Annotated in this window: 22 protein-coding genes; 12 read left to right on the forward strand and 10 right to left on the reverse strand. The window is 62.9% G+C overall.

Annotation, left to right across the window (positions count from 1 at the left end):
- Positions 1–50 precede the first annotated feature (50 nt).
- The gene (locus VK804_RS28345) at positions 51–1,160 is read left to right on the forward strand and encodes an ATP-dependent RecD-like DNA helicase (RefSeq protein WP_325376391.1); all 1,110 of its coding nucleotides are present in this window, start codon (positions 51–53) and stop codon (positions 1,158–1,160) included.
- 108 nt (positions 1,161–1,268) lie between these two features.
- Here VK804_RS28345 and VK804_RS28350 read toward each other — a convergent pair whose 3' ends face one another.
- On the reverse strand, positions 1,269–2,960 hold the full coding sequence (locus VK804_RS28350) for a caspase family protein (RefSeq protein ID WP_325376392.1): 1,692 nt from the start codon (positions 2,958–2,960) through the stop codon (positions 1,269–1,271).
- Positions 2,961–3,265: 305 nt separating this feature from the next.
- Here VK804_RS28350 and msrA point away from each other — a divergent pair, with 305 nt between their 5' ends.
- The 4 genes from msrA to VK804_RS28370 all read left to right on the forward strand — a co-directional run bounded on the left by msrA (position 3,266) and on the right by VK804_RS28370 (position 5,364).
- The gene (gene msrA / locus VK804_RS28355) at positions 3,266–3,985 is read left to right on the forward strand and encodes a peptide-methionine (S)-S-oxide reductase MsrA (RefSeq protein WP_325376394.1); all 720 of its coding nucleotides are present in this window, start codon (positions 3,266–3,268) and stop codon (positions 3,983–3,985) included.
- Between the two features lie 30 nt (positions 3,986–4,015).
- The gene (gene msrB / locus VK804_RS28360) at positions 4,016–4,429 is read left to right on the forward strand and encodes a peptide-methionine (R)-S-oxide reductase MsrB (RefSeq protein ID WP_325376396.1); all 414 of its coding nucleotides are present in this window, start codon (positions 4,016–4,018) and stop codon (positions 4,427–4,429) included.
- 257 nt (positions 4,430–4,686) lie between these two features.
- Positions 4,687–4,851, forward strand: a complete 165-nt coding sequence (locus VK804_RS28365; RefSeq protein ID WP_325376398.1) for a DUF3309 family protein — start codon at positions 4,687–4,689, stop codon at positions 4,849–4,851.
- Positions 4,852–5,067: 216 nt separating this feature from the next.
- Entirely contained in the window at positions 5,068–5,364 is a 297-nt protein-coding gene (locus VK804_RS28370; protein ID WP_325376400.1) for a hypothetical protein, read from the forward strand.
- A gap of 52 nt (positions 5,365–5,416) precedes the next feature.
- Here the strand turns inward: VK804_RS28370 and VK804_RS28375 are convergent, their stop codons facing one another.
- From VK804_RS28375 to VK804_RS28400, 6 genes are all read right to left on the reverse strand, one after another.
- Entirely contained in the window at positions 5,417–5,989 is a 573-nt protein-coding gene (locus tag VK804_RS28375; RefSeq protein ID WP_414642859.1) for a DUF4112 domain-containing protein, read from the reverse strand.
- Between the two features lie 166 nt (positions 5,990–6,155).
- Positions 6,156–6,497: a hypothetical protein gene (locus VK804_RS28380; RefSeq protein ID WP_325376402.1), complete on the reverse strand. Its 342-nt coding sequence runs from the start codon at positions 6,495–6,497 to the stop codon at positions 6,156–6,158.
- 224 nt (positions 6,498–6,721) lie between these two features.
- Positions 6,722–9,313, reverse strand: coding sequence for an Eco57I restriction-modification methylase domain-containing protein (locus tag VK804_RS28385; RefSeq protein ID WP_325376403.1), 2,592 nt, complete (start codon positions 9,311–9,313; stop codon positions 6,722–6,724).
- A gap of 182 nt (positions 9,314–9,495) precedes the next feature.
- Positions 9,496–9,954: a DUF5413 family protein gene (locus tag VK804_RS28390; protein WP_325376405.1), complete on the reverse strand. Its 459-nt coding sequence runs from the start codon at positions 9,952–9,954 to the stop codon at positions 9,496–9,498.
- Positions 9,955–10,000: 46 nt separating this feature from the next.
- A complete protein-coding gene (locus tag VK804_RS28395; RefSeq protein WP_325376407.1) occupies positions 10,001–11,656 on the reverse strand; it encodes a hypothetical protein in 1,656 nt (551 codons plus the stop codon).
- Positions 11,657–11,693: 37 nt separating this feature from the next.
- Entirely contained in the window at positions 11,694–12,986 is a 1,293-nt protein-coding gene (locus VK804_RS28400; protein ID WP_325376408.1) for an adenylosuccinate synthase, read from the reverse strand.
- Between the two features lie 391 nt (positions 12,987–13,377).
- On the opposite strand from VK804_RS28400, the gene ybaK reads away from it, so the two are divergent.
- Both ybaK and VK804_RS28410 read left to right on the forward strand, forming a co-directional pair.
- On the forward strand, positions 13,378–13,854 hold the full coding sequence (ybaK, locus tag VK804_RS28405) for a Cys-tRNA(Pro) deacylase (RefSeq protein ID WP_325376410.1): 477 nt from the start codon (positions 13,378–13,380) through the stop codon (positions 13,852–13,854).
- A gap of 31 nt (positions 13,855–13,885) precedes the next feature.
- Positions 13,886–14,080, forward strand: a complete 195-nt coding sequence (locus tag VK804_RS28410; protein ID WP_325376412.1) for a hypothetical protein — start codon at positions 13,886–13,888, stop codon at positions 14,078–14,080.
- On the opposite strand, the gene VK804_RS28415 is transcribed toward VK804_RS28410, so the two are convergent.
- Positions 14,077–16,167 carry a M13 family metallopeptidase gene (locus tag VK804_RS28415; protein WP_325376414.1) on the reverse strand — a complete coding sequence of 697 codons (2,091 nt, stop codon included), beginning with the start codon at positions 16,165–16,167 and terminating at the stop codon, positions 14,077–14,079. The two genes, VK804_RS28410 and VK804_RS28415, sit on opposite strands and share 4 nt — an antisense overlap.
- Positions 16,168–16,325: 158 nt before the next feature.
- On the opposite strand from VK804_RS28415, the gene VK804_RS28420 reads away from it, so the two are divergent.
- The gene (locus tag VK804_RS28420) at positions 16,326–17,261 is read left to right on the forward strand and encodes a DMT family transporter (RefSeq protein WP_325376416.1); all 936 of its coding nucleotides are present in this window, start codon (positions 16,326–16,328) and stop codon (positions 17,259–17,261) included.
- Between the two features lie 115 nt (positions 17,262–17,376).
- Positions 17,377–18,573 carry an alpha-hydroxy acid oxidase gene (locus VK804_RS28425; protein ID WP_325376418.1) on the forward strand — a complete coding sequence of 399 codons (1,197 nt, stop codon included), beginning with the start codon at positions 17,377–17,379 and terminating at the stop codon, positions 18,571–18,573.
- Position 18,574: 1 nt separating this feature from the next.
- Here the strand turns inward: VK804_RS28425 and VK804_RS28430 are convergent, their stop codons facing one another.
- A complete protein-coding gene (locus tag VK804_RS28430) occupies positions 18,575–18,976 on the reverse strand; it encodes a DUF1330 domain-containing protein (protein ID WP_325376419.1) in 402 nt (133 codons plus the stop codon).
- A gap of 204 nt (positions 18,977–19,180) precedes the next feature.
- On the opposite strand from VK804_RS28430, the gene VK804_RS28435 reads away from it, so the two are divergent.
- Complete coding sequence (locus tag VK804_RS28435; protein WP_325376421.1) at positions 19,181–20,104, forward strand: DMT family transporter; 924 nt, start codon at positions 19,181–19,183, stop codon at positions 20,102–20,104.
- 2 nt (positions 20,105–20,106) lie between these two features.
- On the opposite strand, the gene VK804_RS28440 is transcribed toward VK804_RS28435, so the two are convergent.
- Complete coding sequence (locus tag VK804_RS28440) at positions 20,107–21,792, reverse strand: methyl-accepting chemotaxis protein (protein ID WP_325376423.1); 1,686 nt, start codon at positions 21,790–21,792, stop codon at positions 20,107–20,109.
- A 163-nt stretch (positions 21,793–21,955) separates the two neighbouring features.
- On the opposite strand from VK804_RS28440, the gene VK804_RS28445 reads away from it, so the two are divergent.
- Together VK804_RS28445 and VK804_RS28450 are read left to right on the forward strand one after the other, a co-directional pair.
- Positions 21,956–22,999: a C-terminal binding protein gene (locus tag VK804_RS28445; RefSeq protein WP_325376425.1), complete on the forward strand. Its 1,044-nt coding sequence runs from the start codon at positions 21,956–21,958 to the stop codon at positions 22,997–22,999.
- Positions 23,000–23,075: 76 nt separating this feature from the next.
- The gene (locus tag VK804_RS28450) at positions 23,076–24,416 is read left to right on the forward strand and encodes an ABC transporter substrate-binding protein (protein ID WP_325376427.1); all 1,341 of its coding nucleotides are present in this window, start codon (positions 23,076–23,078) and stop codon (positions 24,414–24,416) included.
- Positions 24,417–24,458 lie beyond the last annotated feature (42 nt).

Here is a 24,458-nt window from a genome sequence, read left to right on the forward strand (position 1 = left end):
GGCTCGTTGAGTCGCCGCTCACTCGCGCGATCCTTCCCCATCGAGCCCCCATGCCCATCTTTACGCCGCATCAGGATTCCGCGCTGAAGGCCGTTGCCGACTGGCTGAAGGCCAAGCCCGGCAGGAACGGCACTCCGCCGGTGTTCCGGCTGTTCGGCTATGCCGGCACCGGCAAGACCACGCTGGCGCGCCACGTCGCCGACGGCGTCGACGGCGAGGTGAAATTCGCAGCCTTCACCGGCAAGGCCGCGCTGGTGATGCGCAACAAGGGCTGCGACAACGCCTCCACCATCCATTCGCTGATCTATCGCGCGCGCGAATCCGGCGTCGAGCAGCCGAGCTTCGAACTGTGGGACGATGCGCCGGCGAGCAAGGCGAAGCTGATCGTGATCGACGAATGCTCGATGGTCGACGCCGAGCTCGGCCGCGATTTGATGTCGTTCGAATGTCCGCTGCTGGTGCTCGGCGATCCCGCGCAGCTGCCGCCGATCCAGGGCGGTGGTTTCTTCACCGATTGCGAGCCCGACGCGATGCTGACCGAGGTGCATCGCCAGGCGCAGAACGATCCGATCGTGCGAATGTCGATGGATATTCGCGAGGGCCGCGAGCTCGACATCGGCCGCTATGGCGAGAGCGAGGTGGTCGCGCGCGCCGAGCTCGATCCGGATCGGGTGATGAGCGCCGACCAGGTTTTGGTCGGACGTAACAACACAAGGCGCGCCTACAACATGCGGGTGCGGCAAAAGCAACACATCGAAGACCCCCTGCCGGTCGCCGGCGACAAGCTGGTCTGCCTGCGCAACAACCGCAAGAAGGGGCTGTTCAACGGCGGGCTGTGGCGGGTGAAGTCGCGCGCGGCGTCGAAATCCAAGATCATCACCATGCGGCTGTCGCCGGACGAGGAGTTCGGCCACAAGGTGACGAAGGTTTCCGTTCGCGGCGACTGTTTTGGCGGCGCCATCGAAACGATCCCGTGGGAACAGCGAAAGCCCTACGACGAGTTCGATTACGGTTACGTGCTCACGGTGCACAAGTCGCAGGGTTCGCAATGGGACGACGTGGTGCTGTTCGACGAGAGTTTTGCCTTCCAGGACAGCCGCGCAAGGTGGCTCTATACGGGGATTACGCGGGCGGCGAAGCGGCTGAGCGTGGTGGTGTGACGTCATCCTGAGGTGCGAGCCGCCTTCGGCGAGCCTCGAAGGATGACAAGCGAGAGTGCATGTGGCCCATCCTTCGAGGCGCGCAAGAGCGCGCACCTCAGGATGACGCTATTTCCCCGCCACGAAATAAAAATCTTCCCGTCCCGGCGGTGAGCCGTAGGTGAAGGGCTGCTGCTGGTGTTTTGACGCGCTCCAGACGTCGTCGCGGACGAGGTCGAACAGTTTTCGTACCTCGACATGCGGCTCCTTGATGTCGCGCGCCACGGCGGTTGCGAACGGGCTGTCGACGCCGTCGCCGTCGAGCGCGGTCTCGCCGTGCTTGGCGGCGTATACCACCATGAAGCCGGCCGCCGGCTCGATGTCCGAAAATCCCTTGTCGACCAGCTTCATCTCCATGGTGTGCTGCATGGTCGGCGCGAACGGATTGTCGCGGCAGGCATCGAGCATCACGAGGCGCAGCTTGCGCGCGCCGCCGACGGCGGCGATCACCTGTTCCAGCGCCACCGCCTCGGTTTCGGCATCCTTGTCGGCGGCGAGCTTGGCGTCGATCGGCACCAGGTAGTTGACGCCGCCGATCTCGAAACCGTGGCCGGCGTAATACACCACCGCCCAGTCGGCGTTTTCCGCGTCGGTGGCGAAGGCGCGCAGCGTTTCGAAGAACTTGTCACGGGCGAGATCGTTGGAAAGCGTCACCGTCTGGAAGCCGACATCCTTCAGCGCCGCGGCGACCAATTTGGCGTCGCGCGGCGGGTTGCCGAGCTCCTGCACATTCTTGTAGGCGCCATTGCCGATGATCAGCGCGATCTTGCGAAGCTTGTCGGTCGGGGCCGGCGCCTGCGGCGTCAGCGCGGCCAACCGCTCGCGCGCGATCTGGCGCGCCAGCCCGACATCGAAATTGTCATAGGGCGTCAAGGCGAAGGCGGCGGAACGGTAGTCGGCGCGCGCCTGCGCCAGATCGTGCTTCTTCTCGAACAACTGACCGCGACCGGCATGGGCGCGCACATGATTTGGATTGAGGCCGAGAACGAAGTTGTAGTCCTTGAGCGCCGCGGTCAGATCGCCCTTGGCCTGTTCGGTGTCGGCGCGGCTCGTGACGGCGAACAGATTTTTCGGTTCCTTTTCGATCACGCTGTTGCAGTCGGCGAGCGCCTTGTCGAACTGGCCCATCGCGGCGTAGGTCTGACAGCGGTAGTTGCGGGCCATCGGCCCGGTTGGATTGATCCGTTCCGCCTCGGCGAAATCCGCCAGCGCGCCGTCGAAATCCTTGGTCACCGTGCGCAAATGCCCGCGGTCGGCCAGCGCCCGGTAGAGATCCGGCTTGATGTTCAATGCCGCGTTGAAATCGTCGAGCGCGCTTTGCAGCGCGTTCTTGCGCATGTATAGCGTGCCGCGGAAATAGATGGCGTTGAAGGCTTTCGGACGCTTCTCCAGCACCGCGTTGTAGTCGGCCATGGCGTTGTCGTTGTCACCCTTTGCCTCATAGGCAAAGCCGCGGGCATAGAGGAAGTTGGGATCGTCCGGATCGGCGTCATGCGCCGCGCTGAACGCCGCGATCGCCTTGTCGTGGGCGTGCTTCTGCATGAACGCCTGCCCCCTGACCGCATAAGCGAGCGCGAGATCCTTGCCGGTGGCCTGTCCCCCCGCGATCACCCGCTCGCAGGCCTGCGCGCGTCCCGCCTTGTCCTCGGCTTGCTTGTTGCGGCAGGTCTCGAGGTCGTCCGAAAGCGTCGGGCCGGCAATCGCGGGCGCGAGGGTCGAAACCGCCAGCAGGATGATTGGCAAGAGAAAGGCGCGCAACATTTTAAGGAACGCTCCGGGGCATCGAAGCTTTGTCGTTCAGGGGCGATCGCGGTTCATTTAAGACCAGTTGCGGGCGATGTGCCAGCCGGACTGCCGATGGCGGTCCGCCCGGCCGCATTTCTCCAGCCGCTAACGCCTTGAACAGCCGCGATTTACTCACGAACTCGTGTCCATTTCGATGTAACAAAGTGAGGCCCGCCGCGTATCTTGGGGCATCGGGCGGGCCGGCGCCGATTTGCGAACGGCGACCGCCGCATTAGACTGCCGCTAGTCCGGCGCGCTATCAAACCCCTAGAGGAAATCCCATGTCCCGCAGCCAATTCAGCCGCCTGTCGCTTTGCGCCGCCGCCCTCGGCGCGCTGGCCGTTGCCGCCTTCGCCGTGGCGCCGTCGCGCGCGGCGGAAGATGCCGTGGTGATCCCCGCCCCCAGCATCGACGTGAAGCCCACCGACGGTCTCCAGACCGCTGTTATCGCCGGGGGCTGCTTCTGGGGCGTACAAGGCGTGTTCCAGCACACCGCCGGCGTCGTCAACGCGGTGTCCGGTTATGCCGGCGGCAGCAAGGCGACCGCCGACTACCATACCGTCTCCACCGGCTCGACCGGGCACGCCGAATCCGTCGAAATAAAATTCGATCCGCAGAAGATCAGCTACGGCAAGCTGCTGCAGATCTTTTTCTCGGTCGCGCACGACCCGACCCAGCTGAACCGCCAGGGCCCCGATAGCGGCACGCAATATCGCTCGGCGATCTTCACCACCTCCGACGAGCAGAAGAAGGTCGCCGACGCCTATATCGCCCAGCTCAATGCCGCGAAGGTCTACAAGCGGCCGATCGTGACCAAGGTTTCCCCGCTGGAGGGGTTTTATCCGGCAGAAGCCTATCACCAGGACTACCTGACGCTGAACCCGACGCAGCCCTATATTGCCTATAACGACATTCCGAAGGTCGAGAACCTGAAGAAACTGTTCGCCGACAATTATCTCGAAAAGCCGACCCTGGTGAGCAGCGCAAAGGTCACCAACTGACGGCCCTTTCGCAACGTGTGAGGAACCTCCATGTCCGACAGCAAGACGATGCCCGGCAAGATCCAGAAGAGCGAAGCCGACTGGCGCAAGGAACTGACGCCGATGCAGTACGCGGTGCTGCGCGAAAAAGCGACCGAGCGGCCGTTCTCGGGCGAATATGAGCATGAGCAGCGGCCGGGCACTTACACCTGCGCCGGCTGCGGCCAGACCCTGTTCGAGTCCGACGCCAAGTTCGACTCCGGCTGCGGCTGGCCAAGCTTCACCGCACCGGCGGCGGAAAGCCATGTCGACGAGGAACGCGACATCAGCCACGGCATGATCCGCACCGAGGTATTGTGCTCGAAGTGCAACGGCCATCTCGGCCATGTGTTCGAGGACGGCCCCGGCCCCACGGGCTTGCGCTACTGCATCAACTCGGCGGCGCTGAAGCTCGAGCCGAAGTAAGCGGCAGTGCCCGACAATTGGGCTGCGATCGCGCCCCTCTTTTAACGTCGTCCCGGCCTCCGAGCCGGGATCTACCGTGTTGCATGTCAAGTGGCGGAGGCGCCTTTCCAGGGCTGGCCTGACCTGAGCACGGCGTTGGCGAAGACGACGAGACCCGACCGCATCAGCGGTTCCCGCTATGGAATCAGTCGCCGCAATATGCTTTTCTGCGGGACGCGCGGGGTGGCGGATGTCCATCCGCGGCGAAGGAGAGTGCCATGTCGCTCGGAATGATCCTCATCATCATCGTGATCATCTATTTGTTGGGCGGCTTTTCCGGCCGTTTCGGCGGCTACGGCTATGGCATGGGCCATTCCGGCATGGGGCTGGGCGGCGTGATTTTGGTCGTGCTGCTCGTCCTGTTCTTGTTGGGCAAGCTGTAATCCTCGCAAGCTATTGAAATAAAAAGACTTATTCTGGAACCGGTACCGGGGTGGGCGGATTCATCATCGCCCCGCTCCGGAGTCGCATTTCTGTCAAACGAGCTTATATTGGGGGCTGTCCTGAAATGACGTGTACCGGCGCGTCCGCGCGCCCGTGCGATCCGTTCGCGATACCGTAATCGCGTTCTCACTAAAAAGATTCAGAGGTCCCTGACCATGGCTTCCTTCAGCTTCAACACTGCCGCCGAATTGTTTCCCGCCGCGATCCGCAAGAAGAAGCGGGCGGGTTTCGCGTATCGGCGATTTGGCACCGCGGCCGAAGCCGTGCGCTTTGCGATCGAGGAATTGCCGGCGGATTCGCTGAACGGCGCCTATCTGCAGGTCGACGAAGCCCGCTTCGACCAGAGCGGCATCCGCAACCTCTATGAGAGCCAGGACTTTCCGCTGCCGCGCCGCCCGCGCGCGCCCGAGCCTGCGCCCGCCGGCGACAAGGCCGACACCGAGGCGGCTTAAACTTCTGCACGGGAATGACACCCTCGGGCTCGCGCCCGGGGGTTTATTATTTCTAGCGCGGCTGCCTGTCGAGCCAGCGCCGCAACATCCGCGCATTGCGCATGTTGGCGCGGAACAGCACGTCGAAGGCGTCGCCGGCGACCGGCACGGCTCCGACCACGCCCTGGATCGCGACATTGCCGAGCATCCGCGCCGTGACGTGCCAGGGCGCGCCCAGCGCACGCGCCTCGCGCACCAGCCATAATGACAACGCGGTGGCGATGATGTCGCCAACCACCGGGATCAGCCCGATGATGCCGTCGATGCCGTAGCGGATGTTGGTGCCGGGCAGGATGAAGGCGATGTCCAGCAATTTCGCGATTGCCTCCAGCCGCGCCAGCCGCTGCTCGCGGGTGAGATTGGCAAAGGGATTGGCGGCGGAGTTGCCGAAATCGAAACGGAAACCCTGGAACTGCGGACGAAAACCCTGGAACTGCGGACGAAAGGTCTCCGCAGGGATTTCACGCCCGTCCTGATCGATCACTGGCCCATGCGGTTGGGACCTGCGAAAACTCGCGTCGGCGGAGCTGTTGCCCTGATAACGGGCTCGCTTGGGGACAATGATCTCTTCGTTCGACATGGCCATCAGATGGGTAACGCGCAAGGAGAGCGCAAGTTGCGTCACGATGCCGCCGAGGGTGTATCGTCGTTCCCCCGCATACGCGGCAACTGCACATGCCAAAGTAGAGCCAATCGACCGGAAAGGCGACAGAGCGGGCTTTGCCATCGGCTCTGCTCAGATTTACCTCGCTTCAAGTACGTTCCCAGCAAGGCAATAATTCGTCAGCAATCATCTTCACAGCTTGCCCGAAGCTCAAGGTCAAGGTCGGTAAATCTGCGCCACCCAAATTTTGATCCATCAAGCAAAGAGAGATGTGAGCATGGCTGACATTTGGTTTTGCCCCCTCAACGTGAACATGGGGGCCACGTTTGTACTGAAAATGACCCGATGAGGGATGGAGTGATGGATCACAGTGCAAGGAAAAAATCTGTTGAGGAAGCGATCCAGCAGCTAAATGAATATGCATATACGCTCTGTCGAGATAGTACTCGTCTGCTTTTCCACCTTGTTTCCAGCTCTCGTAGTAGTTCATAAGTATGTTCGGAACTCGTGTTGGGACAAGAACTTCCTCTGGATTTAGATAAGAACTGGGTCGCCTTCCATTCGGCAAAACCCCTATCGTATAGGCGTTTCTAATTACCCCGACCTGCTCAACGATTATGTTCGGCGGTTGCGGTAGCAACGGCGCAACGAGGCGTCGCACCGCCCTACGTCTGTCTCGGTGTAATGTCGCACTTTCGACGATAATCGCGGGCATCATTTTAGACCAAAAAGGCCTTGCCTCTCGCTGGGAGTGAAGCCGTAAAGGCTACAAATTAAGTTGTCCAATTCGTCGTCAAGTTTTTCATCAGCCCTCTTTGAAACTTGATCGACCATTTCCGTGATCGATGACAGTGTCCTAGAATCAACCGCAGCCAGATCCGGAATCGGGACTCCATTCAGCAGGGTAACTTCCAACCGATTATACCCCCTCCCATATTTGGGCGCATAAGTTCGTATATACCAATTGCAGATCGTGGAATTGAGGACAGCGCAAAAGAAACGAATGAGAGTTTGCTCCTCTCCCTCATCTTTAGAAATGATAAATGGGCTATGGCTCACGGCTAGTTTGCCATTAGGATTGATAGCAAACCGAGGCGTCAGCATAAGATGCGGACATACGATTTTCGGCTTTAGGAGCGTAGAGGGACTTCGTGAGCGCACAGGCTTCCACCAAGGAACGCCACTGCGCGTTACAGACCTTCGCTTTTCCAGCGATTCTCGGTGAGAGCAAAGATAGGCCCAAGTCTCCGGGTAACGAGTTTTAATTTCCTCCTCGGAAAGCTGGCTATCACCCTCATACGGGAAAAGGACAACCTCGGCCGTGCGCCTTGGAACGGAATAGCGACCAATCTGCCTATCTGGCAGATAGTCCACGTAGATACGTTCCTCCGCGTCAGGAATTGCGTCGCGGGGCCGGATAAATACACTATCGGCTCCGGTTACAAAGCCTTGAGCGACGGTCATGAATTCGGAAAGCTTTGGCAGCTTCGAGAGCCGCTCGTCGATGCGTATTTGCTCTGGGCTAACCAGTACCCACGTCTTCGATAGAAATATCGATTGAGCAGCAGGGAAGACACTGAATAGATTGTTTTTTACTTCTCGACCGTCCAGACAAGCCTGTAGCGCGGCCCCTACCGACTCCGTTACCTGAGCAATCTGTGCAGGCGGCCGATCCAATCCAGCGATTACTATTCTTCGCTGAAGAACCAGCAGAATCGTGTACGCGCCCACACTCTCGAAAACTGGTACCGCGCTGAGGTCGACAAGACATCTAACATCGAATTCTAGTGAGATTTTTGCACGAAGAAATGACGCATTTGCCGCAGTCATAAATGTCTGAGGAAGAACCAAACAGACAATACCTCTCGGCTGAGACAATTCGAGACAAAGGCGCACAAAGGGTATGTATGCATCCATTCTACCAGAATGGTCTTCTCCGAGATACTGAGCAAAGATTTTTCTGTCTTCCTCGGGAAGATGATCCAACTTAACGTATGGCGGATTGCTCATAACAGCGCCATACGCTCGTGGCGCAAGACTACCGTCCATAATCGCAGCAATCGCGTCGGCATTTCTTACCCGAAGCGAACTAGCCTTCGGCAAACTCCCCGTTGCAATAAGGTGAAGCAGGGCAAGCGACAGTCTAGTGGCTTCGCAGGCATTGATATCCTTATCTATAGCCTCGGTTCGCGAGAATGCATGCGTTATTGAAGCAGGAGTTATTCCGGGCGCAAAAGGATCGCATTGTAGCTCCAAGAGATTTCTCAAAAAAATTCCCGATCCACACGCGGGATCGATAGAACGCAGTTCGCGAAAACTTTTCGGAGTCAAATTCTCTCGAATAAAACGGGAAAAAAACCCGGCAACGAATTGCGGGGTATAAATTGCTCCCGATTTGTGTTGATGCACCTCTTGAGGTATCGGCCTCAAGAGTGAAAGCTGACCAGCCTCGGCGTTCGACTGCTCCGGTCGAAGCAAGGCAACATATTTTTCATAAATGCGACTAAGCGCGTGCTTCGACATCAAAGCAAAATTGAAGTCATAAGCAGCGTCTTTCGGAGCGTAAAGCTCTCGAAAGATATTTTGCGCGGTAGCCGAATCCAGGGTCTTAAATGGCTCCAAAGCCTTCTCGTCAATAAATTCGCCCAACACGTCTGGGATGCCCGTTTTGGCCAAGCTGGCCTTGAGTATCGTGGACAAGTCAATCTGATCTGCCGGCTGCTCAGCCAATGAAGCGAGTAGAACACGGGTACTTCCGGGTGCATTGTCGAGATTGCGATCTTCACAGCCACGAACAAAAATCAACGCGTTGAACAACGCGGAAAAATTCCGATTTTCAACCTCTGGATAGTCGGCCTTTAATAGGAGCTTCCAGCGTGAGATCACTTGCAGAAGTGCATCATCGCAAGATTTTATCGACTTTCGGAGACCACCCTCTCGATCCAGTTCGTCGAGTCTAGAAGACGACACCACTTGCATCAAGTCGCTGGGATCGAACGCGACGACTTTATCCGCTTCTGGCGTCGCTAATCTATCAGCTAGATTGTTCACCCATCGTGCGTCGCTATCGGAAATGAATAGATGCCACTCAATCAGATTGTTATAGGATACCGCCAGCAAAGCTTTTAGTTGATCCGGTCGCAACTGAGCAGAGCGGTAAGGGGCCTTTAGAAATGATATAGCTGCGGCATTCTCCAAGCCGTGCTCAACGATGAGATGACCAGCTACCGAGCTTATGCCGAAATTTCCTTGGACCTCGTAGCTTGGAACCCAATTAAGCTCTTGAGCAAAGCTCCGCATCGCCATCGCTCTTTGATCGGGAGCAGTAGCGGCATCTGCGATACGGACTAAATCTCTATACGGTGATGGCACGGTGGACCGCCGAATCTATTGAATCGGTTACTACAAGTGCCACGACATGCGACAAATCACAATCGCGGGTATGCATGGTCTTAGCGTATGCATCCCACAACGCGGGCGGCCATACCCTATTCGCTCTTCACCGCCGGCTCCGCCGATGCCTCCCCTAGCGCCGCCTTCGGCGGCTCGTCGATCGCCTCGTGCGCGAGCCACGAGCACACCATTGCGGGGACGAGGCCGACCAGGCCATAGAGCACGAACTGCAGCGCGCCGCTGTCTGGTCCGCGGCCGCCATAGACAAACTCCGCGGCGACGAAAGCGATCGCGCCGACGATCAGCATCCGAAAGCCCGGGCTGATGCGCCGGACGTGCCACAGGATGTCGTCCACCGCCCCGATCATCAGCGCCGGCAGCACGCCGAACAGATAACTGTATTGCAACGTCTTGGCGAACACCGTCAAAAGCTTCGCGGCCTCGGCCGCATTCGGCGGACGGCTCCAGTAGCCGGACATCACCGTGGAGGTCAGCAGCAGCAGGAATCCGCCGAGTAACGGCGAAAGGGCTGCGAAGATCAGGTAACGTCTCATGCTGCTCCTCGCGCGTTCTGCCGAGCAATGACGGATGGCGCTTCGCCTACTCCCCCCACGCCGCGAAGGCGTCGGCGAACGCGCGTTCGCCCGGCGGGCCCTTTTCGATGGCGATGATGGCGCGTTGCTTGTTGACATAGACCAGCGGCACGTCGAACCAACTGCGCTCCTTCAGGAGCTGGATGTTGCGGGCACGCTCGGCATCGACGTTGGACAGCCCGACCAGGAAGAAGCCGTCGGTCACCTTGACCGCGAGGCCCGACAGCGGCAGGCCGCGGGCCTGCTCGTTCTGTTTCATCAGGATGCCGGGCACGTTGCTGACGCCGCCGCCGACGAAATCCGACGGCAGGGTGAAGGTCAGTTCCGCGGTATGGCTCGCCGGCAGCGAAGCGTCGGTGTTGCGGCGGAACGACATCGACATCTTGAACTTGCGGTCGGGAATTTCGATGTCGGCACGCACCGCGATGTCGGCCGGCTGTCCGGCTGCGCCCTTGATCTGTTCCGTGCGCCAGACCACCGAGCCGACATATTGCTTGCCCTTGGGATCGTTCGGATCCTCGTCATACAGCACCACGCGCTGCCCTACCGGCGCGACCACGTCCGACGACGCCGGCTGGCCGACCCGGTCGGGAATCTTCGGCTTGGCCAGCGGCGAAGTATCCTTCGGCGCTTCCACCACCTGCTGGGACGGCTTGAACAGGCCGCTGACCGAGGTCACCACCGCCTTGCCCCACAGGATCGCGGCGCCGACCAGGATCAGCACCACGCCGATGGCGATCGCGCTCTTGAACGGAAATACCGCGCCGCTTCGCGCCCGCTTTTTCGGCTCGCGGTCGGCCGCCACCCGCGGGCGCGGGGCCTGCGGCGGCGGCGCGTAGCGCTCGGCCTCCTCGATCGATTCGTCCCAGGAATAGGGCGCGTCGGGATCGGCGCCGCGGTTTTCGAGGTTAGGCTCCAGCCGGTCGAACTCCGGCGAGGGCGACGGCACGTTGGCATAGGTTTTTCGCGCGGCGCGATTGGCTTGCGCGGCGGCGCGGCCGAGATCGTCGGCGTCGGCGGCGATGTCGCGAAAGCCGCGCACGCCTTGCGTCGGCGGCGAGCTGTCGGGGCCGCGGCGCGGCGCGCCCGTGCGCTCCCGGGTCGGCGGCAATTGCGGATCCTGCATCGGGACCGGCGGCGGCTGCTGCGGACGCGTTGGCGGCGGGCCGGCGTCGGCGCGAAGGTTGCGGGGGCCGCGATCTTCCTGTCCGAGCGGCGGGCGCTCGTTGCGCCCCTGTGGCGCGGGCGGGCGCGGACGCGCCGGCGGCTGCGAGGCCGGAGCGGGCGGCGGAGCTGGCGAAGCGGCCGGCGGCGGCGCATCGGCTGATCGAGCGGGGTTACGGGTATTGGCGCGGAACGCGTCGCCGGCGCGGGAGCGATCGCCACCGCTGCCGCGCGAGGCGTCGCCGGAGCGCGATGCGTCCCCGGAGCGCGACGCGTCCCGGGCGCGCTGCGCGGCCTCGGATTCGACCTTGCGCACGGCCTCTTCCAGCGACAGCCGCTCGCGGGTGATTTCGGATTCGCTTAAAGGTGGCTCGACGCTGCGCAGCTGCGCGATCAGCGCGGCGCGCGCGCGCTCGTAAAGCGCACGCCTGCTCTCGCCGGGAGCACTGGGGTCCAGTCCGGCAATGGCGCGGGCGATCAGCGGGTAGTAATCAGCCATTTCTACTCAACAATGCAGGCTTTCCGGTAACATCTCCTTAAGCCTCGAACGGGTTCTGGACCAGAATAGTATCCTCGCGTTCCGGGCTGGTGGAAAGAAGCGCAATCGGGCAGCCCACCAGTTCCTCGACCCGGCGGACATATTTGATGGCCTGGGCCGGCAAATCCGCCCAGGAACGGGCATTGGCGGTCGGCTCCTTCCAGCCCTCGATGGTCTCATAGACCGGCACCACGCGGGCCTGCGCGCCCTCGCCGGCCGGCAAATGGTCGATCTCGCGGCCGTCCAGCCGGTAGCCGGTGCAGACCTCGATCGTATCGAAGCCGTCGAGAATATCGAGCTTGGTCAGCGCCAGGCCGTTGATCCCGGAGGTGCGCACCGTCTGGCGCACCAGCATGGCGTCGAACCAGCCGCAGCGCCGCGGCCGGCCGGTATTGGTGCCGAACTCGCGGCCGCGTTCGCCGATCCGGCGGCCGATCGCGTTGTCCTGCTCGGTCGGAAACGGTCCCTGCCCGACGCGGGTCGTATAGGCCTTGCAGATGCCCAGCACATAGCCGACCGCGCTTGGGCCCAGGCCGCTGCCGGTGGCGGCTTGCGCTGCGACCGTATTGGACGAGGTGACGTAGGGGTAGGTGCCATGGTCGACGTCGAGCAGCGCGCCCTGCGCGCCTTCGAACAGGATGCGCTTGCCCTCGCGGCGCTTGACGTCGAGCAGCCGCCACACCGTTTCGGCATAGGGCAGCAGCTGCGGTGCCAGCTCGGTCAGCTCCTTCAAGATGCCCGCACCATCGATCTCTTCCAGCTTGAGCCCGCGGCGCAGCGCGTTGTGATGCGCCAGCAGGCGGTCGATCTTGTGCGGCAACGTATCGAGATCGGCGAGATCCATCAGGCGGATGGCGCGGCGGCCGACCTTGTCCTCATAGGCGGGGCCGATGCCGCGCCGCGTGGTGCCGATCGCGGTGACCGTGCTGGAGGTCTCGCGAATCGAATCGAGGTCGCGATGCAGCGGAAGGATCAGCGTGACGTTTTCGGCGATGCGCAGGTTTTCCGGGCTGACGGCGACGCCCTGGCCCTGCAGCCTTGTCACCTCGTCGAGAAAGGCCTGCGGATCGACCACTACGCCGTTGCCGATCACCGAGAGCTTCGAGGGCCGCAGCACGCCCGAGGGCAACAGCGCCAGCTTGTAGGTCACGCCGTTGATGACCAGCGTATGGCCGGCATTGTGGCCGCCCTGGAAGCGCACGACGATGTCGGCCTGCTCGGACAACCAGTCGACGATCTTGCCCTTCCCTTCGTCGCCCCACTGGGCGCCGACGACGACGACATTGGCCATTTCGCGAAACTTCCCTCTGCAAGTGAGAATTCACACGAGCATGATTGTCCGAAAGAACCGGCCGCCGTTCCGGATCATGCGCCCAGCCTAAATCACGGCCGGGGCCGCTCGCATGCGAGGCATCCCACCGGATAACGGAAGCAGGCTGGCGACGCAAGCAAGAACGGGCCTTTGGCCGGCCTCGAAATCGGCTTCAAGCCTTTGATATCCCCCGAAAATTTATGTCGAGAGAATGGCGGCGGATACGGCTAAGGTCGAATGCGCGTCGTTCGGCCGCGCCCATTTTGCAACCGGTCGGACGGCGTGCAGCGAACGGGCGCCAGCGCTGCGTCTGCTCCGGAAATTTGCTATCGATGGACTCCGGCGGAATCCGACGACGGAGCCAAACGCCATGCCCAAGTCGACGCCTGCCACCCTTGCACTGCGCAAGCTCGGCATCGCCTTCAAGCTGCACACCTATGTCTACGATTCCGGCGCCGAGAGCATCGGGCTGCAGGCCGCCGAAGCGCTCGGCGTCGAACCGGGCCGGGTGCTGAAAACCCTGATGGCGGTGGTCGACGAGCGGCCGGTCTGCGTGGTGGTGCCGTCGGATTGCGAGGTCAGCATGAAGAAGCTCGCCGCGGCGTTCGGCGGCAAGGCCGGCCACATGATGCGGCCCGCCGATGCCGAGCGGCTGAGCGGATATCATGTCGGCGGCATCAGCCCGTTCGGACAGAGAAAGAAAGTGCCGGTCGCGATCGAACGCGTCGCGATGCTCCATACCACGGTGTTCGTCAATGGCGGGCAGCGCGGCCTGCAGATCGAGATCGATCCCAACGACGCCGCCATCGCGGCAGGTGCGGTCGCGCACGCGCTGGTGACGGTTTGAGCGAGGCGCCGTTTCCTGCTATCCAGCTGATATGACCGAGCTGATGGAAGAGGCGCTCGCCGCCATAGGCTGTTGGCCCACGGCGCGACAGGACGAAGCAGCCGAAATGCTGCTGGCGCTGGATCGCCTCGGCGAAACCTATGTCGCCAGCGACGACGAACTCGCCGCGGTCGACGAAGCCCTGGCGCAGGTCGGCCGCGGTAAATTTAAACGGTCCCCGACCTAGCGATTCTTTTCCTTGCATTCGATGTCGCGATCGACCTGCCAGAGCGAGATGCGCTGATCCGGGGCCAGGTACATCGCGTCGCCCGGCTTGACGTCGAAGGCTAAGTCGAAAGCGCCCTGGTTGCGCAGGCTGCCATTGGCGCGGAACTGGCCCGGCGAATGCGGGTCGACCTTGAGGCGCTCGATGCGGGCGGCATCGCGCATCTTGTCGTGCCAGATTTGCGCGAAGCTGATGAACAGCCGCTGCTCGCCGCTGTAGCCGTCGATTTTAGGCGCGGGGCAGCCGCCGAGCGACAGCCGCCAGGCGCGCTCGGCGATGGCAAGGCCGGCATTGTCGGCGACGTTTTCGCCGAGCGTCAGCGCGCCGTTGACGTGATAGCCGGGCAGCGGGCTGAAGGCGTCGTACTGCGCGACCAGGCTTTTGGTCTTGGCGTCGAAGCGGGCGCGATCTTCGTCGCTCCACCAGTTGCGCAAGTTGCCCTCGCCGTCGAAGCGGCTGCCCTGGTCGTCGAAGGCGTGGCTGATCTCGTGCCCGATCACGGTGCCGATACCGCCGTAATTGGCGGCATCGTCGGCTGATGCGTCAAAGAACGGCGGCTGCAGGATGCCGGCGGGAAAGGTGATCTGGTTGCGGTTCGGATCATAATAGGCGTTGATGGTCTGCGGCGAGGTTCGCCATTCATCACGGTCGACCTCGTGGCCGAGCTTGGCCATCCAGAAATCGGTGCCGAAAGCGCGCGCGCGCATGACATTGCCGGTGAGATCGTCGCGCCGGATCTCGAGCTTGCTATAGTCGCGCCACTTGTCGGGATAACCGATCATCGGGCGGATCTTTGACAGCTTGTCGAGCGCCTGGCGGCGGGTCTCGGGACCCATCCAGTCGAGCGCAGCGATGCTCTCGCGATAGGCGGCCAGCAGATTGGCGACCATGGCTTCGGCGCGGGCCTTGTTGGCAGGCGGAAAGTAGCGGGCGACATAGAGCCGGCCGAGCGCAAAGCCGATCAGGCGATCGACGGTCGCGACACCGCGCTTCCAGCGTGGCAGGTTTTCCGGCACGCCGCGCAGCCTGTGCTGCTCGAAGGCGAAATCCTCGTCGACGAAGGGCTGCGACAGATAGGGCGCATAGGCGCTGAGCAGGTTGTAGGCGAGATAGGCCTGCCAGGTTGCGAGCGGCACCTCGCGCAGGATCGCGCCGATTTGGTCGAAATAGCTCGGCTGCGCCACGATCAGGGTGCTGACATCCGCGCCGACGCCGGCGGCGGCAAGATAGGCCGGCCAGTCGTCCGTCGTCACCAACGCCGGCAGCGCCGATATCTCGCGCTTGTTGTAGGTCTTGAGCGGATCGCGGTTTTCGACCCGCGTCCACTGCAGCCGCGCGATTTCGATCTCGAGCGCGATGATGCCGTCGGCGATCTCCGCCGTCGCTGGCTCGCCCGCGAGCGCGAGCAATTTGACGATGTGTTGCCGATAGGCGGCGCGGATTGCGCCGAAATGCGCGTCGTCCTTGAGATAGTAATCGCGATCCGGCAATCCGAGTTGGCTTTGCTCCAGATGCGCGACATAGCGCGTCGCATCGTGCTCGTCGGGGCCGATATCCAGGTCCCAGGGGATGCGCACCCAGAGGCGCGAAAGACGCGCGAAGGTCGCGGGCAGCGCCGCCTTGTCGCCGATGCCGTGGATGCGCGAAAGCTCGTCGCGCAGGCCAGACAGGCCCGCGGCTTCCACGCCCGCCTCATCCATGAACGAGCCGTAGAGATCGGCGAGCTTGCGCGGTTCGCTGCCCTCCGGGCTCAAGGGATCGATGCCCTCGATCGCTTCGCGCAACTGCTTCTGGGTGGTCTCGTAGACCTGCAGGAAGGTGTTCCAGGCAGGGCGGTCGGGCGGGATGGTCGTCGCAGCGAGCCATTTGCCGTTGGCGAACTGCCAGAAATCGTCCTGCGGGCGCACGGCCGGATCGATCGCCGAGACGTCGATGCCGGAGCGGGGCTCCGCCATCGGCATTCCCGGAAATGCCACGCCGATCGCCAAGGCCAGAATGAATTTTCGCAACATCGCCGCACAATAGACCAGGCGGCCTTCGATTTCCAACCACGGCTTCGGAACCCGCTGCACGCATGGTCGCGATGCATCGCGCGCCATTGAACCAGCGCGAAAATCCGTGTCTGTGAGAGGGCCGGGTCTGACCGGCCCGGAGCGCCGGGCCGGGCCGCGGCGTCGTCGAACCCGGGCCAAGAATCCAAACCCTCATGTCCGCTTCCGATCGAGCCACCCGCGCCGCCTCGCCCGGTAACTGGCTCGCCAACCAGCCTTATCTCTTGCTCTCCATCACTTCCCTGTGCTGGGCCGGCAACGCCATCGTCGGCCGGCTCTCCGCCGGCCACATTCCGCCGGTGACGCTGTCGTTCCTGCGCTGGTCGCTGGCGTTCCTGATCGTGCTGCCCTTCGCATGGAAGCATTTGCGGCAGGACTGGGCGGCGATCCGGGGCCGGATCGGCATCATGATCCTGCTCTCCATCACCGGCATCGGCGTTTTCAATACACTGCAATATTGGGCGCTCGAATACACCACTGCGCTCAACACGCTGCTGTTGCAGTCGGCCGCGCCCTTGTTCGTCGCGGTGTGGTCGCTGGTGCTGCTCGGCGTCCGGCTGACGCTGACGCAGGCCGGCGGCATCGTCGTATCGCTGACCGGTGTGCTGGTGATCCTGCTGCACGGCGATCCGACCGCGCTTGCCAACATTGCCTTCAACAAGGGCGACCTCATCTTCACGGTGGCGCTGGTGATCTTCGGGCTGTATTCGGTGCTGACGCTGAAACGGCCGAAAATCCATGCTTTGTCGCTGATCGGTTTCACCTCCGGCGTCGGCGCCGCATGCCTGATCCCGCTGTTGATATGGGAATTGCTGACGCGGCCGCTGATGCAGCTCGACACCGCCAATCTGTTGACGTTGTTCTACGTCCCGGTGTTTCCGTCCATCATCGCCTATCTGTGCTTCAATCGCGGCGTGCAGCTGATCGGCGCCAACCGCGCGGCGCCCTTCTTCCATCTGGTGCCGGCGTTCGGCGCATTGATGGCGATCGTGTTTCTCGGCGAACGTCCGCAATTGTTTCACGTCGTCGGCTTCGCGCTGGTGCTGACCGGCGTATTCATCGCTTCGAGGAAGCAAGCCGGCGCCGGGTAGTTTCCAGGCAAAGTGCTAACGCAAGGCGGTTGACCGCGCGTCCGCCTTGTCGGACCATCGTGACAGGACTTCCAAGGACGGATCGCCCCCCGACATGCACGACAAGACTTCAAATATGACACCCCCACCCACCACGGTGCAGCGCCCCGAAAGCGCCGTGCCGCGCGGCTTGCGCCGCTATCTTTCGCTCGACGATTTCGAGGCGACTGCGCGCCGCCTTCTGCCGAAATTCCTCTACGGCTATGTCGCCGGCGCCGCCGAGACCGACACGGCGCTCGCGGATAACCGCCGGGCGTTTTCGGAATACGGCTTTGTCCCGCGCGTGCTCAACGACGTCTCCGGCCGCGATCAGACCACGCAACTGTTCGGCAGGACCTACGCCGCACCATTCGGAATTCCGCCGATGGGCTCGGCGGCGCTGGTTGCCTATCGCGGCGACATCGTGCTGACCCGCGCGGCCAAGGCCATGAACGTGCCGATGATCCTCAGCGCCGCGTCGCTGATTGCGCTGGAGGAGGTCCGGCGCGAAAACCCCGCGGCCTGGTACCAGGCCTATCTGGCGGGCGACGCCTCGCGCATCGAGCCCCTGGTCGACCGTGTAGCGGCCGCCGGCTACGACACCTTCGTCGTTACCGCCGACGTGCCGGTGCCGCCCAACCGCGAGAACAACATCCGCAACGGTTTCAGGACCCCGATTGCCGTCACGCCGCAGATCGCCTGGGACACGATCACCCATCCGCGCTGGCTGTTCGGCACCTGGGCACGCACCCTTGCGAACCACGGCATGCCGCATTTCGAGAACGTGGATGCCGCGCGCGGCCCGCCGGTGCTGGCCAAGAACCTGATGCGCAACATCGGCAAGCGCGACCAGCTTGCCTGGAAGCATGTCGAGCTGATCCGCAAGAGGTGGAAAGGCAAGCTCGTGGTCAAGGGCTTGATCGCGCCCGCCGACGCCCGCATCGCGCGCGAGTCCGGCGTCGATGGGGTCATCGTCTCCAACCATGGCGGAAGGCAGCTCGATTACACCGTGTCCTCGCTGCGCACGCTGCCGGAGATCGCCGCCGAAGCAGGCCCCATGACGGTGATGCTGGACGGCGGCATCAGGCGCGGCACCGACGTGCTGAAGGCGCTCGCACTCGGCGCGCAATTCGTCTTCATCGGCCGGCCGTTCCTGTTCGCGGCCGTCGTCGCCGGCGAAGCCGGCGTCACGCGCGCGCTGACGCTGCTGCGCGACGAGGTCGATCGCGACATGGCGCTGATGGGCGTCCGCAGCATCGGTGAGATCACCTCGGAACTGGTGCGCAAGTTCTAATCTAACCCACCTTGAACTTGCTGTAGGCCTCGCTGGTCGCGATGATCAGATGCTCGGCGCAGCCGTTGCGGCGATGCGGGTCGCTCAGATTTTCGTAGTCCAGCGACGTCATCATGTCGATGAAGGCTGCGACGGACGGATAATACACCAGCGCCACGTAATCCCATTGATTGCCGGCCTGTTGACCCAGCGCGACCACCTTGGCGTTGCCGGTCCATAGCAGCGTACCGCCGCGCGCCTTGATCATCGGCACGGTGTGCGCGCTGTAGCGCAAGTAGGCGTCCCAGCCGCTGCCGTCACCGTCGAGCGAGCGCTCGTGGAAGCGCATCAGGTTCACCATCACGACCGGCGCCCGACGATCGAGCGCCTCGAGGCCTTCGATATTCAGTAATTCCACGGCCATGGCCAAGCTCCTTCATCGATCCCGATCAACTCCGCAACGATTGTGTCACAGTATCATCCTGAAGCGATGTGCGGGGCGTCCAACCTGGCGTGCGCGCGATTCGCCGGGAGGGATCGCTGCATGGCACCAATCCGCCGCAGTATCTTGCCGGCACTGTTATTTCGGGCGCAACGTGCGGGGATCAGAGGATTCGATTGTCGCGCATTGACTGACCAGGCTCCGCAGCGCTCCCCGCTTCGCTGGCTCAACAACCAGCCCTATCTGCTCCTGAGCCTGACCTCGCTGTTCTGGGCCGGCAATATCGTGCTGGCGCGCTATGTCGCCGGCCATGTGCCACCGGTGACGCTGTCCTGTATCAGGTGGATCGGCGCATTCCTGATGCTGTTGCCGTTCGCGAAACCGCATCTCGAACGCGACTGGCCGGCGCTGCGGGCGCGGCTGCCGCTGATGGTGACGCTGTCGGCGACCGGTTTCGCCTTCAACAATGCGCTGTCGTATTGGGCGCTGCACTACACCCAGGCGCTGAACGCGCTGCTGATCCAGTCCTCGGGACCGCTGTTCGTGGCGCTGTGGTCGCTCACCCTGTTCGGGGTGCGGCTGACCTGGGCACAGCTCGCCGGCATCGCGATTTCGCTTTTGGGCGTACTTACCATCATCCTGCGCGGCGACCTCGCGGCCCTTGCCAGCATCCAGTTCAACAAGGGCGACGTGATGTTCGCCGGCGCGGTGCTGAGTTTCGGGTTGTATTCGGCGCTGATGCCGCGGCGGCCGAAGACGCATCAGCTGTCGCTGATTGCCTTCACCATGGGCTGCGGCGCACTGCTGTTGCTGCCGCTCTCGGTCTTCGAATATTCCACCGGCGCCACCTTGAAATTCGACGCCTTGACGGCGGCGACCCTGATCTATGTCGTGATCTTTCCCTCGACCCTGGCGTATCTGTTCTTCAACCGCGGCATCGCACTGATCGGGCCGAACCGCGCCGCGCCGTTCCTGCATCTGGTCCCGGTGTTCGGCTCGGCGATGGCGATCCTGCTGCTCGGCGAGCAGCCGCGGCTGTTTCACCTGATCGGCTACGTCCTGGTGCTGGCGGGCGTCGTGACCGCCTCGCGGCAGGGGTCGGCCGCGTAAGCTTACGCGGCGCGGACCTTGGCCAGGAATCCGTCGACCGCGCTGCGCAGCATGCCGGACTGGTTGTCGAGTTCGCGGGCGTTCGACAGCACGTCGGAAGCAGCCTTGCCGGTGGCCGTCGCGGCCTGGGTGACGCCGCCGATATGGGCCGAAATCTCGTTCGAGCCGGCCGCGACCGACTGGATGTTACGCGCGATCTCGCGGGTCGCATCGCCCTGCTGGTCGATCGCCGCGGAAATGCTGACCGTGATCTCGCTCATCTGCGCGATCGTTTGCGTGATGCCGCTGATCGCGGCGACCGCGTTGCTGGTCGAAGCCTGCATCGCCGCCACCTGGCCGGAGATTTCCTCGGTGGCCTTGGCGGTCTGGTTGGCCAGCGCCTTGACTTCGGAGGCAACCACCGCAAAGCCGCGGCCGGATTCGCCGGCGCGGGCCGCCTCGATGGTGGCGTTCAGCGCCAGCAGGTTGGTCTGCGCCGCGATCGAATGGATCAGCTTGACCACCTCGCCGATCTTCTCGGCGCCGGTCGACAACACCTGCACGGTGGCGTTGGTGCGCTCGGCATCGCCGACAGCCTTGCTGGCGATCTCGCTCGACCGCGTTACCTGACGGGAAATCTCGGCGACCGAGCTCGACAGCTCTTCGGCGGCGGCGGCAACCGTGCCGACATTGTTGGAGGCGCTTTGCGAGGCCGAGCCGACAGTGGCGGCCCGCGCGCTGGCGTCGCTCGCGGTCGCGGTCATCGATTGCGCGGTGGTCTGCATGCCGGCGGCGGCGGTCGACACCGAACGGACGATACCGTTGACGCTACGCTCGAAATCGCCGGCGAGGCTTTCCATCGCCGCGCGGCGCTCGGCTGCGGCGTGGGCTTGCGTTTCGGCTTCGGCCTGTTCCAGCCCGCGGATCCGCACCGCGTTGTCCTTGAAAATCTGAACGGTCGCGGCCATCGCGCCGATCTCGTCGTCGCGCCCGACGCCGGGGATTTCGTCTTCCAGCGAACCATCGGCCAGCGCCTGCATGCGGTTGCCGAGCTGGCCGAGCGGCCGGCTGATGCTGCGGCCGATCATCCAGGCGATGCCGCCCGAGAGCACCGCGATGATCAGCGTCGCAAGACCGAGCGCCCAGATCACCGGCTTCAGCTTGGTGTCGAGATCGTCGAGATAGGCGCCGGTGCCGAGATACATGTTGAAGGCGGGGATCGCGACGGCGTAGCCGATCTTGCGGACCGGCGTCTCCTGGCCGGGCTTGACATATTCATAGGTCAGAAGGATTTCGCCATGGGCCTTGACGCCTTCCATTAATTCGCGGGACAGCATCCGGCCATTGGTCACCACGTCCATGCGGTTCGTGCCGACCTGCTTGGGATCGGGCGCCAGCACGGTGATGCCGTCGAACGTCGTCCCGAACAGGTAGCCACTGCCGTTGTCGTAGGTCATGGAATTGGCGCGGCGGCCGAATTCGGCCAAAGCTGCTTCCTTGGTGAGCTGGCCGGCCTCGACCTGCTTCTGCAATCCAGCGGCCATATTGCGCGCCATGTCGACGATCGAATGCACCTGATCGATCCGGGCATTCAGCATCTCGCGCTGCATCAGATAGCCTGCGAGCGCGCTGGCGATGCAGAGGCCGACCAGGGTTACACCCACCAAAATGCCGAGTTTGGGGGTGATCTTCAGATTGGTCAGCGTCACGGGGTGTCTCCGGGGGAATTGGCGGGTGATTGGCGGATTGATTCCGGGCACGGTATAGTGAACCCTTTAGCGCTTGGTTACGATGCCGCGTAGAACTACTGAGATCGACGGTGTGTCGCGGCCATAAGCAACACCGAAACGTCAAATCGGGAGAAAGCAGGAAATGCCGAAATTCAGGATTGTAACGCCGAAGGGCGCGAGCTTCACGGTCGCCGGTGGCGGCTATGCCTATGAAAAGGAGGCGCTCGACCCGGTCGACGCCGAAATCATCGAGGCGCCCGCCAACGAGGCGGAGTTCATCGAGGCCGCCCGCAGCGCGGACGCCGTCTACGCCAAGGGCATGCCGATTTCGAAGAAGATCATCGATGCCTTGCAGAACTGCAAGGTGATCTCGCTCGGCAGCGTCGGCGTCGACAGCGTCGACGTCAAGGCCGCCACCGCACGCGGTATTCCCGTCACCAACATTCCCGACACCTTCATCGAGGAAGTTGCCGACCATGCCATGATGCTGCTGCTGTCGGGTTTCCGCCGCCTGGTCGAGCAGGACAAGATGGTGCGCCAGGGCCGCTGGTCCGAGGGCCGGCCGCAGCTATTGAAGATTCCGCGGCTGATGGGACAGACGCTGGGCTTCATCTCGTTCGGCCGCGTCGCCCGCGCGGTGGCAAAACGCGCCGCTCCCTTCGGCCTGCGGATGATGGCCTACGATCCCTTCATCGCCGAGACGCTGATTTCCGATCACGGCGTGCTGCCGGCGACGCTGTCGGAGGTGCTGTCGCAATCCGATTTCGTCTCGATGCATGCGCCGGCGCGGCCCGAGGTGCACCACATGCTGGGCGAAAATCACTTCAAGCAAATGAAGAAGAGCGCGATCTTCATCAATACCGGACGCGGACCGACCGTGAACGAGGAGGCGCTGATCAAGGCGCTGCAGGAGGGCTGGATCGCCCATGCCGCGCTCGACGTGCTGGAGAAGGAACCACCCTCGCACAACAACCCGATGCTCGGCATGGAGAACGTCACGCTGACCGCGCACGTCGCCTCGGCCTCGGCGCGCTTCGACGAGGCGCGCAAGCGCCGGGTCGGCTATGAATTGTCGCTGGTGCTGCAGGGCCTGTGGCCGGTGAGCTGCGTCAACCCCTCGGTACTGCAAAATACCTCGCTTCGCCGCTGGCAACCTGTCAGCATGGAGCGCGGTCCGAACAGCTAGGCCCTAGTGGAAAGAATTCACCGGCGATTCAACGCCGGGAACCGAGGATACAGGGCGAGGACACAGGGAGAGAACCATGAGCAACGACCTCACCCGTCGCGATGCGCTGGCGCTCGGCGTCGCCGCCGCTGCGCTGGCCACGAGCGGTGCGAAAGCGCAGACCGCCGCATCCAGCGTCAAGGCCGCCGATGTCCCGGCACCGGCGCTCCCGATCGAAAAGGGCGCGACTTTGCGCATGCTGCGGCCGGTGCGGTTCGTGCAGCCCGACGAGGACGTGTTCCGCGCCAACGCCGCGCGGTTCACTGAAAAGACCGGCGTGCCGGTCAAGGTCGATTTCGTCGGTTGGGAGGACATCAACCAGCAGACCGCGGTCACCTCCAACTCGGGCGCCGGCCCCGACATCATCATCGGCTTCTCGGACGCGCCGCATATCTATGCCGACAAGCTGATCGAGCTGACCGAGGTCGCCACTTATCTCGGTAAGCGTTACGGCGGCTGGATGTTCCTCGCCGAGAAATACGGCAAGCGCCACAAGGGCGACGCTTGGATCGGCTTGCCGTTCGGCGCCAGCGGCGGTCCCCTGGTGTATCGCAAGTCGATGGTGCAGGCGGCCGGCTACGACAAGGTTCCGGATGATCATGCCGGCTTTCTCGAGCTGTGCCGGAAACTGCAGAAGGGCTCAAAGCCCGCCGGCTTCGCGCTCGGCAACGCCGTCGGCGACGGCAACGGGTTCGCCAGCTGGCTGTTGTGGTCGCACAACGCCTCGCTGCTCGACGAGGAAGGCAATGTCACGATCAACAGCAAGGAAACCATCGCCGCGCTGAACTACCTGAAGGAGTTGTACCCGACCTTCATCGCCGGCACGCCGTCGTGGAACGACGTCAGCAACAACCGCGCCTATTCGGCCGGTGACATCTCGCTGACCTCGAACGGCGTCTCGCTGTATTTCTCGCTGAAGAACGATCCCGCCACCAGGCCGATCGCCGACGATACCGAGCACCAGTTCGTGCCGATGGGGCTCGCCAAGACCTCACCGATGGCGGGACTTACTTTGAACGCGATGGTGTTCAAGCACAGCCCCTCACCGAACGCCGCCAAGGCATTCCTGCAATTCATGCTGGAGCACGAGCAATACGAGCCGTGGCTCAATGCCAATAGCGGCTACTGGGCGCATCCGCTCAATGCCTATGCCACCTCGGCGGTGTGGTCGGGCGATCCCAAAGTGCGCATCTTCAAGGACACCATGGCCAACAAATACTGGACCGGTTACAAGGGCCCGATTTCCGCGGCCTCCGGCGCGGTCAACGCCGACTACGTGCTGGTGCAGATGTGCGCCTCGGTCGCGACCGACGCCGCCACGCCCGAAGCCGCGGCGGCAGAGGCCGAGCGCCGGGCGAAGCGATATTTCCGGAGGTGAATTGTCATTCCGGGATGGTCCGAAGGACCAGACCCGGAATCT

It is taken from the genome of Bradyrhizobium sp. (genome assembly GCF_035484855.1).
GTDB lineage: Bacteria > Pseudomonadota > Alphaproteobacteria > Rhizobiales > Xanthobacteraceae > Bradyrhizobium.

Coding starts and splice junctions, on each gene's coding strand:
- VK804_RS28345 (WP_325376391.1), top strand. CDS start 51: ATGCCCATCTTTACGCCGCATCAGGATTCCGCGCTGAAGGCCGTTGCC.
- VK804_RS28350 (WP_325376392.1), bottom strand. CDS start 2,960: ATGTTGCGCGCCTTTCTCTTGCCAATCATCCTGCTGGCGGTTTCGACC.
- msrA (WP_325376394.1), top strand. CDS start 3,266: ATGTCCCGCAGCCAATTCAGCCGCCTGTCGCTTTGCGCCGCCGCCCTC.
- msrB (WP_325376396.1), top strand. CDS start 4,016: ATGTCCGACAGCAAGACGATGCCCGGCAAGATCCAGAAGAGCGAAGCC.
- VK804_RS28365 (WP_325376398.1), top strand. CDS start 4,687: ATGTCGCTCGGAATGATCCTCATCATCATCGTGATCATCTATTTGTTG.
- VK804_RS28370 (WP_325376400.1), top strand. CDS start 5,068: ATGGCTTCCTTCAGCTTCAACACTGCCGCCGAATTGTTTCCCGCCGCG.
- VK804_RS28375 (WP_414642859.1), bottom strand. CDS start 5,989: ATGGCCATGTCGAACGAAGAGATCATTGTCCCCAAGCGAGCCCGTTAT.
- VK804_RS28380 (WP_325376402.1), bottom strand. CDS start 6,497: ATGAACTACTACGAGAGCTGGAAACAAGGTGGAAAAGCAGACGAGTAC.
- VK804_RS28385 (WP_325376403.1), bottom strand. CDS start 9,313: ATGGCGATGCGGAGCTTTGCTCAAGAGCTTAATTGGGTTCCAAGCTAC.
- VK804_RS28390 (WP_325376405.1), bottom strand. CDS start 9,954: ATGAGACGTTACCTGATCTTCGCAGCCCTTTCGCCGTTACTCGGCGGA.
- VK804_RS28395 (WP_325376407.1), bottom strand. CDS start 11,656: ATGGCTGATTACTACCCGCTGATCGCCCGCGCCATTGCCGGACTGGAC.
- VK804_RS28400 (WP_325376408.1), bottom strand. CDS start 12,986: ATGGCCAATGTCGTCGTCGTCGGCGCCCAGTGGGGCGACGAAGGGAAG.
- ybaK (WP_325376410.1), top strand. CDS start 13,378: ATGCCCAAGTCGACGCCTGCCACCCTTGCACTGCGCAAGCTCGGCATC.
- VK804_RS28410 (WP_325376412.1), top strand. CDS start 13,886: ATGACCGAGCTGATGGAAGAGGCGCTCGCCGCCATAGGCTGTTGGCCC.
- VK804_RS28420 (WP_325376416.1), top strand. CDS start 16,326: ATGTCCGCTTCCGATCGAGCCACCCGCGCCGCCTCGCCCGGTAACTGG.
- VK804_RS28425 (WP_325376418.1), top strand. CDS start 17,377: ATGACACCCCCACCCACCACGGTGCAGCGCCCCGAAAGCGCCGTGCCG.
- VK804_RS28430 (WP_325376419.1), bottom strand. CDS start 18,976: ATGGCCGTGGAATTACTGAATATCGAAGGCCTCGAGGCGCTCGATCGT.
- VK804_RS28445 (WP_325376425.1), top strand. CDS start 21,956: ATGCCGAAATTCAGGATTGTAACGCCGAAGGGCGCGAGCTTCACGGTC.
- VK804_RS28450 (WP_325376427.1), top strand. CDS start 23,076: ATGAGCAACGACCTCACCCGTCGCGATGCGCTGGCGCTCGGCGTCGCC.